At 70.7% G+C, this 11,509-nt stretch carries 9 protein-coding genes; 7 read left to right on the plus strand and 2 right to left on the minus strand.

Features of this window, described 5'->3' with window-relative positions:
* The first annotated feature begins 52 nt into the window (after positions 1-52).
* The 3 genes from ACWCQ6_RS07695 to ACWCQ6_RS07705 all read left to right on the plus strand — a co-directional run bounded on the left by ACWCQ6_RS07695 (position 53) and on the right by ACWCQ6_RS07705 (position 5,815).
* Positions 53-2,044, plus strand: coding sequence for an acetoacetate--CoA ligase (locus ACWCQ6_RS07695; RefSeq protein WP_451086489.1), 1,992 nt, complete (start codon positions 53-55; stop codon positions 2,042-2,044).
* A gap of 437 nt (positions 2,045-2,481) precedes the next feature.
* Positions 2,482-4,725: a protein kinase domain-containing protein gene (locus tag ACWCQ6_RS07700; protein WP_451086491.1), complete on the plus strand. Its 2,244-nt coding sequence runs from the start codon at positions 2,482-2,484 to the stop codon at positions 4,723-4,725.
* A 373-nt stretch (positions 4,726-5,098) separates the two neighbouring features.
* The gene (locus ACWCQ6_RS07705) at positions 5,099-5,815 is read left to right on the plus strand and encodes a hypothetical protein (protein ID WP_451086493.1); all 717 of its coding nucleotides are present in this window, start codon (positions 5,099-5,101) and stop codon (positions 5,813-5,815) included.
* On the opposite strand, the gene ACWCQ6_RS07710 is transcribed toward ACWCQ6_RS07705, so the two are convergent.
* The gene (locus ACWCQ6_RS07710; protein ID WP_451086495.1) at positions 5,803-6,105 is read right to left on the minus strand and encodes a hypothetical protein; all 303 of its coding nucleotides are present in this window, start codon (positions 6,103-6,105) and stop codon (positions 5,803-5,805) included. The genes ACWCQ6_RS07705 and ACWCQ6_RS07710 overlap by 13 nt on opposite strands.
* 134 nt (positions 6,106-6,239) lie before the next feature.
* Between ACWCQ6_RS07710 and ACWCQ6_RS07715 the strand changes: the two genes are divergently transcribed.
* The 4 genes from ACWCQ6_RS07715 to ACWCQ6_RS07730 all read left to right on the plus strand — a co-directional run bounded on the left by ACWCQ6_RS07715 (position 6,240) and on the right by ACWCQ6_RS07730 (position 9,600).
* Complete coding sequence (locus ACWCQ6_RS07715) at positions 6,240-6,677, plus strand: contact-dependent growth inhibition system immunity protein (protein WP_451086497.1); 438 nt, start codon at positions 6,240-6,242, stop codon at positions 6,675-6,677.
* A 147-nt stretch (positions 6,678-6,824) separates the two neighbouring features.
* Positions 6,825-8,102: a bifunctional 3-oxoadipate enol-lactonase/4-carboxymuconolactone decarboxylase PcaDC gene (pcaDC, locus tag ACWCQ6_RS07720; protein ID WP_451086499.1), complete on the plus strand. Its 1,278-nt coding sequence runs from the start codon at positions 6,825-6,827 to the stop codon at positions 8,100-8,102.
* A 13-nt stretch (positions 8,103-8,115) separates the two neighbouring features.
* Positions 8,116-8,772 (plus strand): MBL fold metallo-hydrolase, encoded by a 657-nt coding sequence (locus ACWCQ6_RS07725; RefSeq protein ID WP_451086501.1) that lies wholly within the window; start codon positions 8,116-8,118, stop codon positions 8,770-8,772.
* Positions 8,773-8,820: 48 nt separating this feature from the next.
* Complete coding sequence (locus ACWCQ6_RS07730; RefSeq protein ID WP_451086503.1) at positions 8,821-9,600, plus strand: exodeoxyribonuclease III; 780 nt, start codon at positions 8,821-8,823, stop codon at positions 9,598-9,600.
* 124 nt (positions 9,601-9,724) lie between these two features.
* Here ACWCQ6_RS07730 and ACWCQ6_RS07735 read toward each other — a convergent pair whose 3' ends face one another.
* Positions 9,725-10,903, minus strand: a complete 1,179-nt coding sequence (locus ACWCQ6_RS07735) for a Cmx/CmrA family chloramphenicol efflux MFS transporter (protein ID WP_451086505.1) — start codon at positions 10,901-10,903, stop codon at positions 9,725-9,727.
* Between the last annotated feature and the right edge of the window lie 606 nt (positions 10,904-11,509).

The following is an 11,509-nucleotide window of genomic DNA, read 5'->3' on the forward strand; positions in this document are numbered from 1 at the left end:
ATTCCGTCCGACACCCGGTCCCACCCGCACGACCCCGCCTCCGGAGGCGCTGATGAGCACCGAAACCGACCTGTTGTGGTCCCCGAGCCGCTCGGCGGCCGACAGTTCCAACACCGCCGGCTTCATGCGCTGGCTGAGCGAAGCACGTGGACTGTCCTTCTCCGGCTACACGGAACTGTGGCGGTGGAGCACCGCCGACGTGCCGGCATTCTGGTCGGCCGTATGGGAGTTCTACGGCCTCGACGCCGTCAGCGGCTACGAGGAGGTGCTGGCCGACCCGTCGATGCCCGGGGCATCCTGGTTCCGGGGGGCACGGCTGAACTTCGCCGAGCGATGCTTCGCCCGTGCCACCGCCGCGCGGCCCGCCCTGATCAGTGTGTCCGAGGGCGGCGCACCTGTGGAGATGTCGTGGGACCTGCTGGGACGCCGGGTCTCGGCCGTCGCCGCGTCCCTCCGGGACATGGGCGTGAGGCCCGGCGACCGCGTCGCCGGGTACCTGCCGAACACGGCGGACGCCGTGGTCGCGTTGCTGGCCGCCGCCGCTGTCGGTGCGGTGTGGACGGTGTGTTCGCCGGACTTCGGAACGGCCAGTGTGATCGCACGGCTGCGGCAGGCACAGCCGACGGTTCTTGTCGCGGCCGACGGATACCACTACGGCGGGAAGGAGTTCGACCGGCGTCCGGCGATCGCCGAGATCGTGGACGGGCTGCCCACGGTCCGGCACCTGCTCGCGATCGACCACCTCCACACGTCCTCGGCCGGATCGCCATGGTCGCGGCAGCCTGCGGTGGAGCAGCACGCATGGTCCGAACTGGTGGAGCGGCAGGCGGAACTCAGCTTTGCCGACGTCCCGTTCGACCACCCACTGTGGATCCTGTGGTCGTCCGGCACCACAGGCGTACCGAAGGGCATCGTGCAGTCCCACGGCGGCATTGTCGTGGAACTGCTCAAGGCCCTCGGACTCGGCCTCGACCTGCGGAGCGACGACCGCTACTTCTTCCACACGTCCACCAGTTGGATGGTGTGGAACCTCATGGTCGCAGGCCTGCTGCACGGGGCCACGCTCGTCCTGTACGACGGCAGCCCCACCTGTCCCGACGTCAATGGCGTCTGGAAGGTCGCCCAGCAGACCGGTGCGACGATGGTCGGCGTGGGGGCGGCCTACCTCGTCGCCACGGAGAAGGCGGACACGGGCCCGGTGGCGGATGTGGACCTGAGCGCCGTGCGATCCATTCTGCAGACCGGATCGCCGCTTCCCGAAAGCACGTGGCGCTGGGTCTACGACCGTCTTGCCCCGCATGTATGGCTGCAGTCGATCTGCGGAGGGACCGACATCTGCTCGGTACTCGCCGGCGGTTCCCCACTGCTTCCCGTACGTGCGAACCGGATCCAGTGCCCCGCCCTGGGGGTCGCCCTCGCCGCCTGGGATCCCTCGGGGCAGCCGCTGGTCGGGCACCAGGGAGAGCTGGTGGTGACGGCGCCTCTGCCCTCGATGCCCCTGCACTTCGTCGACGACCCCGGGAACCGCCGCTATCTGGAGAGCTACTTCGACGTATATCCAGGAGTGTGGCGACACGGCGACTGGGTCACGGTCGACGCCGACCTGTCGGTCGTGGTGGCAGGGCGCTCGGACTCGACGCTCAACCGGATGGGTGTGCGGATGGGCTCCGCCGACATCTATTCCGTCGTCGAGCGTCTTCCACGGATTTCCGACAGCCTCGTCGTCGGTGCCGAACTTCAGGACGGCCGGTACTTCATGCCGCTGTTCGTAGTCCTCGACGAGGGCACAACCCTCGACGACGCGCTCCGGAACAGCATCGCCACGTCGATCAGGCAGAGCCTTTCGCCCCGGCACGTTCCGGACGCCATCGTCCAGATCAGGGCCGTGCCGCGGACACTGACGGGAAAGAAACTGGAAGTTCCCGTCAAGCGCATCCTCCAGGGTGCTCGGGTCGCTGATGTGAGCGCCGAGGGTGCCGTCACCCATCCTGAAATGCTGACCTGGTTCGCCGACTTCGCCACCCGTCGTACCTCCGGTTCGTAGTGGCGACGAGGCTTACGGCCCCGAAAGGGGGATGAGGGCGTCTCATCCCGGCTCCGGTCGCGGACGGTCAGCTCGTGGCTTGAGGGGTCCAAGGACGCACCGATCCTGGTCCTGGGCCTCTCCCTCGGCACTTCACGGCACAGGCCGTAGATCGTGTCCTGTGCGGTCCAGGTGGTCCCTGTGAGGTACGTCAGCGCAGGTCAGGCCATTGTGGTCCAGGGGCGCCGACGACGTTGTCGGTGACACCCGTGCGAGAGGTCACGAACCCCCGTCGGCCTGTGCCGACGGAGGTTCTGTGTGCGGCAAGGGGAGCATCCCTGAGCTCCCTGTTCGTCACCCGCTGTGCTCTGCCGTACTGCCCTGCGGCTAGTTTGTGTCAGGACAGGTACGCAGGCCCGTGGTGACAGAGGTGCACGGGGGACGGGAGGTCGGGAAGAGTGTCGCTGCGCGGAGGTGATCCAGCCGAGATCGGCGGCTATCCGCTCGAGGCACGGCTCGGCTCGGGTGGCATGGGCACGGTTTTTCTGGCCCGTACGAGTTCGGGGCGACCTGTCGCCATCAAACTGATCCACCAGCAGTTCGCTCATGACGACGAGTTCCGCATCCGTTTCCGGCAGGAGGTGGCGGCGGCGAGGCGGGTGAGCGGCGCGTTCACCGCCGCCGTGGTCGACGCCGCCCCCGAGGCCGAGCAGCCGTGGATGGCGACGACCTATATCGAGGGGCCCACGCTCGCCCAGCGCATCGCCGCGGAGGGCCCGTTGAACGGAGCGGAGCTGAGGAGGCTCGCCATCGGGCTGGCGGAGGCGCTGCGCGACATCCACCGGGTGGGGGTCGTCCACCGTGACCTGAAGCCCTCGAACGTCGTGCTCTCGCCCGAGGGCCCGCGCGTCATCGACTTCGGCATTTCGCGCGCCGTGGACCAGCAGACGCTGACGATGACCGGGCGGGTCATCGGTACGCCGCCCTTCATGTCGCCGGAGCAGTTGCAGGCGCCGCGTGGTGTGGGGCCGCGGTCCGATGTCTTCTCGCTGGGGACGCTGCTGGTGTACTCGGCGACGGGCCGCGGGCCCTTCGACGCGGACAGCCCGTACATGACGGCCTACCAGGTGGTGCACGAGGAGCCGTCGCTGGATGCCGTGCCGGTGGCTCTGCGCGCGGTCGTCGAGCCGTGCCTGGACAAGGATCCCGAGGCGCGCCCCTCTGCGGAGGAACTCCTCGTGCTGCTGCGGGACCTGCCGGCGGACTTCGGCGGGACCGACGCGAACGGGGCCGGCGCGGGCCGCACCCGCGACATGATCACCCAGCATCACCTCGCGGTGCGGGCCACTCCGGCGCCGACTGCCCCGCCCACCACCCCGCCCGGTCCCGATACGGGGACCACCGGCACCCCCATCGGCCGCCGTCTGCGCCGCCGATGGCGTCCCGTCCTCGCGGCCGCGGTCGCGGTGGCAGCGATCGGCGGGGGAGTCGCCGCACTGAAGTCGGGCGGCTTCGGGGGAAACGGCGGCGGCGACAAGGACAACAGCGTTGCGGCGCCGAGTGCCGCACTTCCGGACGGCTTCGAGCCGTGGCGCAAGACCGTGCAGGGCGGTCGCGAGGACATCCCCGACGAACTGCGTTGCGTCGCGCACGGCGACGCGCTGTTCTGCGGGGGCGGCGGTGTTGTCGCGACCCGTATCAGGGTCCAGGACGGCTCGCGGGTGTGGACGGCGAAGAGCCCGGGTGTCCCCGTCCAGGGCATGCACCTGGTGGGCGCCACCGACGACACGGTGCTCGGATACCGCATCGCCGCCCAGGACGCCCCGCAGGACCCTCCCAGCGAGGTGGTGGCCATCGACGCGAACGACGGCCGCGAACTGTGGTCCGTGCCGTCCGGCGCCCAGTCGACGGCGGTCACGGGCCGGACTCAGGACGCCCTTGTCGTCGGCTCCGCCGTCGTGACGGTCGACGGTTCCAACTCCCGCTTCGAGGCCCGGGACGCGCACAGCGGTGAGGTCACCTGGACGACGCCGTTCCCCGCGGGTACGCAATGCGCTCCCGTCCCGATGGGCCCACAGCTCCTCGCGATGTGCGCGACGGGTGCGGAGGTCGATGCCTCAGAGGTGCGCCACCCCACCCTGTACACGGTCGATCGCGCCTCGGGGACACTGGGCAGGCCCATCGCGGTCGACGGCCCCGCCGTGCCGATGGGCGTCGCCGACGGCAGGCTCGTACTCCTTCAGGTACACATGGAGGGACCGGCGCGGGACGGCTACGACGGGGTGGCGCGGGTCGACCCGGCTTCGCGGAAGGTCACGTACTCCCGACTGGCCGAGACCTACGCGGGGACGCCCGGCATGGCGGACGGCACCCTCTACGTGAGCAGCCAGACCGGTCTCGTCACAGCGCTCGACCCCGCGACCGGCCGGAAGAAGTGGTCGCGGCAGACCGGCGTGGAGGGTGCGTCGGGTCCCGCTGCGGGAGCCGACGCGCTGTATTTCAGCTCGGCCACCGGCCGGGTGGTCGCGCTGTCGCCGCATGATGGCAAAGCCCTGTGGTCAACAGACCCGCAGGCCGATGGTCTGACGGGCGAGCAGGGCGCAAGCCCGCGCGTGACCGTTGCGGGGCGTGCGGTGGTCGTGGCCGCGGCCAAGAACACTCTCTTCGCCTTCGACACGCAGAAGCCGCCGAAGTCGGGCTGACCCGGGCGGCACCGGACAACGGCCGCTTCGGACTTGCCGCCGCTTGCCGCGGCGCTCGGTGCGCAGGCGCCGGACAAGCCGGAGTGGACATGTACAGCGGCTCCGCGCACCCGGGAGGGGCGCGGAGCCGTTTTCTGTGCCGGGCCGGGTTCCGCGGCGGCTGGGCCACAGGCGAAAGGCCCGGCGGCGGTGGTCTCGGCGGCAAGGTGATGAACGGCGCCGGCATCCTCGGCGACTTGGCGTTCATCTGGGAGGGCTGGAAGACACTGGAACGCGGCTGCGACAACGTCGTCATCTCCTGCGGCCCCCGCCGACCGCCTGACCGGCGCGGCTTGCCGAGGTGGACCGCACACCACACCACACAAGGGGACACATGGGTAAACAGCGCATCACCGTCTGCCTGCCACCCGTCGGCCACGACGGGCTGAAGCAGGCGATCGGACAAGTCATGGCCCCCTTCTGGTACGACCGCGAGGACCGCCCCCACCCGGACTGGGTGGGCGAGTGGAGCTACTGGTTCGTCTCCGGGGCCGGCTGTCTCTTCGACGTACTGCCCGGCCACGAGGCCGACCCCCGGCTCGTGCGGAACGACGACTGGACCAACCCCCCCGAGGACCTGCCGCCCTCCCGCTGCCACGGCGGCCCGCGCGGCATCCTCGACCTCGACACTCCCCGCGCCGCCGAGGCCCGCCGGGCGGCCGGCACCTGGACGGCGTACCACGCCTTCGCCGACCGCTACCCGCCCGCGCTGCCTTTCCGCCACTTCGCCGAGCGGGTCAGGAACCTGGAGCCCGACCACGCCAGGGAGGCCGCTGTCGCCGCCTTCCGTGAACAGCCCCTGATCCAGGCGATCGAGGCCGACCCCGCCCTGGAGGAGCGGTTCACATTCGACCCCGTCCGCTGCTTCGACGAGGACCTGGAGACCTACGTGACCCGCCATGTGGCCGCCGTGCTGCCCACCCCCGCCCTGCTCACCCTCGACGGCCGGTGGGTGGAGGCCGGTGGCCTCGACTACGAGCGGATGTTCAACGCCTACCTGGACGGCCTGCCCGGCGACACGATGGTCGTGCGGGTGCTCTACCACTCGTGACGGCTCAGTGACCTGAGCCAGAGACGTCGGCAGTAGTGGGCGACTCCGTCGAGGATCTCGTCTGCGGTTTTCGTCCAGGCGAAGGGCCGGCGCTGCTCGTTCCAGTCGGCCGGCCAGATCCGGATGTCGCGTTCGAAGGCTTGGACGGGGCGGTGGACGCCGCGCTTGAGTTTCTTCTGGGGGAGCTCGGCGAACCACCGTCCGGTCAGGTTCAGCCAGGACGCGCTGGTCGGCGTGAGGTGAGGGTGGAACCGTGGATGCGCCAACAGCCATCGCTTGATGTCCGGCAATGTCCGGCCGGTCCTCCGGCTCGCCGACAGGCACGGTTTCACCGTACGCATCCGGTCCGAAAACGCCGACCTCCTCAGCCCGCTCGCGGTCGGGGTTCTGAGAGTCCTTGCCTGTTTCGGCGAACATGGACCCCATGGACCATCTGCTGCACCTCAATCGCACGCTCGATGAGCTGGACCCACCCCGGTGGGCGCCTCCTGCCGCTGACGCGACCCGGTTGGTGCACACAGTGCATGAGTTGCGGCGTGTGCCCCTGGGCGAACTCAGCGCGGCGGATCTGCGCACTCTCCTTTCACAGCAGGTGGCACTGTCCTACGTCCTTCCACTCGCCGTGCGCCTGCTGATCGAGGAGCCGCTGCTCGACGCCTGCTTCTACGAAGGCGACCTGCTCCTTGCTGCCGTCAATGCCCCTGCTTCGGCTTGGTCCCCGCTGTCTGAGCTCGGCGCGCGCCTGCGGGCCGTGATCACGACATTGCCGGAGGCGATGGTCGCCGACCTGCCTCGCGGTGCCGCCGAGGATCTCGCCCGCTTCGTCGCACGGCCCGAGACGCTGCGCCGACCTGACAGCTGACCGTGGCGTTGCACGTCCCCCGGTGCCGAGCGTTGCGCTCAGGCCGGGACGTGACCTTGTCGCTTCGGCCCTCGTGACACGATGTGGTCCGTCTTCGGACCGCCCCCCGCCACAGGAGCTTCCGTGAGAGATGAGAGGGTCTGAAGAGTGAGCGAGACACCACCGAACACCCTGCAATACCGCTTTGACGGCCCCGAGGACGCACCGATCCTGGTCCTGGGCCCCTCCCTCGGCACCTCATGGCACATGTGGGACCGGCAGATACCGGAGCTCATCCCGCACTGGAGGGTCTTCCGCTACGACCTCCCGGGTCACGGCGGCGCCCCCGCCCATCCCGCCACCGCCATCGGTGACCTCACCGACCGGCTGCTCGCCACCCTCGACGGACTCGGCGTCCAGCGCTTCGGATACGCGGGCTGCTCCATCGGCGGCGCGATCGGCGCCGACCTGGCGCTGCGCCACCCGCACCGGGTCGCCTCGCTGGCCCTGGTCGCCGCCTCGCCCCGGTTCGGCAGCGCCGACGAATTCCGTCAGCGCGGGGTGGTGGTGCGTACCAACGGGCTGGAGCCGATGGCACGCACCGCGCCCGAGCGCTGGTTCACCCCCGGGTTCGCCGCCGCCCAGCCGGCCATCGTCGACTGGGCTGTCCAGATGGTCCGTACCACTGATCCCGGCTGCTACATCGCCGCTTGCGAGGCCCTCGCCGCCTTCGACGTCCGTGGCGAGCTCGGCCGCATCACCGCCCCGACCCTCGTCCTGGTCGGCGCCGAGGACCGGGTCACCGGACCGGGCGACGCCCGCGTCCTGGTCGCGGGCATACCGGACGCCCGGCTCGCCCTCGTCCCCGGCGCCTCCCACCTCGCCCCGGTCGAGCAGCCCGGAGCCGTCACCGATCTGCTGCTCACCCACTTCTCGACGGCCTGGCAGGACACCCTCGCCGCCATCCCCGTCCCGCCGTCCACCCCGCAGCTCTCCACGCCCGTGCTGCCCGTCGCGGAGATCACCGCCGCCGCCCCGCAGCCCCGGCCCGCCACCGGTGGACGCCCCGACCCGTACGAGCCCGGTCTGAAGGTGCGCCGCGAGGTGCTGGGCGATGCCCATGTGGACGGGGCCCTGGGTTCTGCCGATGATTTCACCGAGGACTTCCAGGAGCTGGTCACCCGCTACGCATGGGGCGAGGTGTGGACCCGGGAGGGCCTGGACCGCCGGACCCGCAGCTGTGTCACGCTCACCGCGCTGGTCGCCTCCGGCCGCATGGAGAGCCTGGCCGCACATGTCAGGGCCGCCCTGCGCAACGGCCTCACCCCGGCCGAGATCAAGGAGGTGCTGATGCAGACCGCCGTGTACTGCGGCGTGCCCGCCGCCGATGCCGCCTTCTCCGTCGCCCGGACCGTGATTCAGGAAGAAACGCGGCCCCGCCCGTAGAAGGATGGGAGCCATGGACGCCGTGAACCCCGTGCACCTGACACTGACCAAGAAGACGCACTCCTGCGTCCGTCTGGAGAAGGACGGGCGGACGCTCGTCATCGACCCGGGCGGCTTCTCCGAGCAGGACGCCGCCGTCGGCGCCGACGCGATGCTGGTGACGCACGAGCACCCCGACCACTTCGACGAGGGACGGCTGCGCGCGGGCATGGAGGCCAACCCGGCCGCAGAGATCTGGACGCTGCGCAGCGTCGCCGACCGGCTCACGGCGGCCTTCCCCGGCCGGGTCCACACCGTCGGCCACGGCGACACCTTCACCGCGGCCGGCTTCGACGTACAGGTGCACGGCGAGCTGCATGCCGTGATCCACCCGGACATCCCGAGAATCACCAACATCGGCTTCCTGGTGGACGGCTCGCTGTTCCACCCGGGCGACGCGCTCACCGTCCCCGACCGGCCGGTCGACACCCTGCTGCTCCCGGTGATGGCCCCCTGGAACAAGATCTCCGAGGTCATCGACTACGTGCGCGAGGTCAGGCCGCGGCGCGCCATCGACATCCACGACGCGCTGCTCACCGATCTCGCCCGCCCGATCTACGACAACCAGATCGGCAGCCTCGGCGGCGCCGACCACGGCCGTCTGGTCCCGGGGGACTCGACCGGTCTGTGACCGGCGCCCGTCCGGCGGCTGTCGGTGCGAGCCGCTAGGTTTACGTACATGCGCATCGCCACCTGGAACGTCAATTCGATCACCGCCCGGCTCCCGAGGCTGCTGGCCTGGCTGGAGAGCACCGGCACGGATGTGCTGTGCATCCAGGAGACCAAGTGCACCGCCGAACAGTTCCCGGCGGACGCGCTCCGCGAGCTCGGCTACGAGTCCGCGGTCAATGCCACGGGCCGGTGGAACGGCGTGGCGCTGGTCTCCCGGGCCGGCCTGTCCGACGTGGTCGAGGGACTGCCGGACGGCCCGGACTACGAGGGGGTGCAGGAGCCGCGGGCGATCTCCGCGACCTGCGGCCCCGTCCGGGTCTGGTCGGTCTACGTGCCCAACGGCCGCGAGGTCGAGCACGCGCACTACGCGTACAAGCTGCGCTGGTTCGAGGCCCTGCAGAAGGCCGTCGCCGCGGACGCCGCCGGTTCGCAGCCGTTCGCGGTCCTGGGCGACTTCAACGTGGCCCCGACCGACGAGGACGTCTGGGACCCGGCGCTGTTCGAGGGCGCCACGCATGTCACCCCCGCCGAGCGCGCCGCCCTCGCCGCACTGCGCGAGGAAGGGCTGTCGGACGTCATGCCGCGCCCGCTCAAGTACGACCGTCCGTACACCTTCTGGGACTACCGGGAGCTGCGCTTCCCGAAGAACAAGGGCATGCGGATCGACCTGGTCTACGGCAACGCGCCCTTTGTCGCGGCGGTCGAGGACAGCTATGTGGACCGCGAGGAGCGCAAGGGCAAGGGCGCGTCCGACCACGCCCCGGTGGTCGTGGACCTCGACATCTGAGGCCCGTTGTCAGTGGCGGCCGATAGCGTGGTTCCTGTCCTTGTTCCGCTTGCTGGCTGCTTGCTGTGACCGGGACGGCCCCGCCCGTTCAGCGCCGGGCGGGGCTCCGATCCACCGCTGCCGGTCAGGTCGTGGCGACGCCGCCTCGGCGGTGATCGGCGGCACGGTTCATCCCCAGTGCCGCCCCGGCGGCGCCCAGGGCCAGGACCATCAGCAGGGCGCTCACCCACAGCGGCGACCGGAAGCCGAAGCCCGCGCCGATCGCCAGGCCGCCCAGCCAGGGGCCGAGCGCGGCACCCACATTGAACGCGGCCGTGGCGAACGAGCCGGACAGGGTCGGTGCGTCGGCCGCCAGCCGGAACACCCAGGAGATCAGCGCCGTACCGGTGCCGAACGCGAGCATTCCCTGGACGAGGACGAGCACCACCGTCGCCGACGGGCTGCCCGCGGTCAGCGCCAAGCCGGCCCAGCCGGTCGCCAGCGCCACCAGACCGGTCGCGGTGAAGGCGACCGGCCTGGTGTCGACGAGCCGGCCGGCGATCGTGACGCCGATGAACGAGCCCAGTCCGAAGAGCGCCAGCAGCCCGGGGACCCAGCCCGCGGCGAGCCCGGTGACATGGGTGGCGAGCGGTTCCACGTAGGAGAACGCGCAGAACGTCGCCCCCTGCACGAGGGCGCTCGTCAGCAGGGTCAGCAGCAGCCGCGGTCCGGCCAGGGTCCGCAGCTCCATGCTCGCGGGGGCGGGAGCGGACTCCGGCCGCCCCGCCGGAACGGCCCTGGCGATCACGAGGACGGCCGGTACGGAGACCAGGGCCACGGCCCAGAACGCCGACCGCCACCCCCAGTGCCCGCCCAGCGCCGCACCGGCGGGCACCCCGGCCACGCAGGCGACGGTGACGCCCCCGACCACCACCGAGGTGGCGCGTGCCCGGGCCTCGGGCCCGGCCATGGAGACCGCGGTCACCAGGGCCACCGCCCAGAAGCCCGCATTGGCCAGCGCTCCGACGACCCGTGTCGCGAGGAGCAGCCCGTAGCCGGGAGTGAGTGCGCCGACGACATGGACGGCGGCGAAGACGCAGAGAAAGAACAGGAGGGCGCGGCGGCGCGGCCAGTTCCGGCTGAAGAGCGCCGTCAACGGCGCCCCGACGATCATTCCGATCGCGAAGGCCGAGGTCAGCAGCCCCGCGGCGGGGATGGACACGCTCAGGTCGTCGGCGATGTCCGAGAGCAGACCGGAGAGCATGAATTCGGAGGTGCCCTGGGCGAAGACGGCGAGCCCGAGCGCGTAGACGGCGAATGGCATGAAGGAACCCCATGGACGGCAGATGGATGGACCAGGCAGGGGGTGTGGGCCCACGCCCGCCCGTCGCGAGGGGCGGCAACGCGGAAGAACGTCACAGGAGTTCATGGACGTGACTCGACGACGGCGGCGGGCGCCGGAGCCGGAGATTCCGCGCACGGCCGCATCGAGAGCGGCCCATGAGCGCGGACGGGAGGAACGCAGCCCACACAGCGGTGGTCCTGCGGCGGCGGCAGCCGGTGGGAATCGTCTGTGGGCCGGCTATGCGGCGCGAGGGAGCGATTCTGCGGCGGATCGGCCGTCAGCGGACCGGCACTAGCCTCTGTCGGACTCGGGGCTGGACATGATTGTGAAGCTACCAGGCCGGATCGCCTCGCCTCCACCCCTTTTCGGCCGGAACCGTGAGACGGTGCACCCGGTGCGCGTGGCGGGGAGCGCGCGTCGGATTCACCACTCGAACGACAGGCCGCGCGCCCTGTGGTGCACAACACGGGAGGGATGCGACCCTGAGTGGCATGAACATCCCTTTCACGTTCCAATAACGTTCCAGGGATGGCTTCTGACCTGCGGTTACTCGGGCCGACTCGCCGGAATTGGGAGTTGGCTGGG

Source organism: Streptomyces sp. NPDC001880, assembly GCF_053594575.1.

What these genes read in the sequence shown, in the direction of transcription:
- ACWCQ6_RS07695 (WP_451086489.1), top strand. Translation starts at nt 53, where the DNA reads ATGAGCACCGAAACCGACCTGTTGTGGTCCCCGAGCCGCTCGGCGGCC.
- ACWCQ6_RS07705 (WP_451086493.1), top strand. Translation starts at nt 5,099, where the DNA reads ATGGGTAAACAGCGCATCACCGTCTGCCTGCCACCCGTCGGCCACGAC.
- ACWCQ6_RS07715 (WP_451086497.1), top strand. Translation starts at nt 6,240, where the DNA reads ATGGACCATCTGCTGCACCTCAATCGCACGCTCGATGAGCTGGACCCA.
- ACWCQ6_RS07725 (WP_451086501.1), top strand. Translation starts at nt 8,116, where the DNA reads ATGGACGCCGTGAACCCCGTGCACCTGACACTGACCAAGAAGACGCAC.
- ACWCQ6_RS07730 (WP_451086503.1), top strand. Translation starts at nt 8,821, where the DNA reads ATGCGCATCGCCACCTGGAACGTCAATTCGATCACCGCCCGGCTCCCG.
- ACWCQ6_RS07735 (WP_451086505.1), bottom strand. Translation starts at nt 10,903, where the DNA reads ATGCCATTCGCCGTCTACGCGCTCGGGCTCGCCGTCTTCGCCCAGGGC.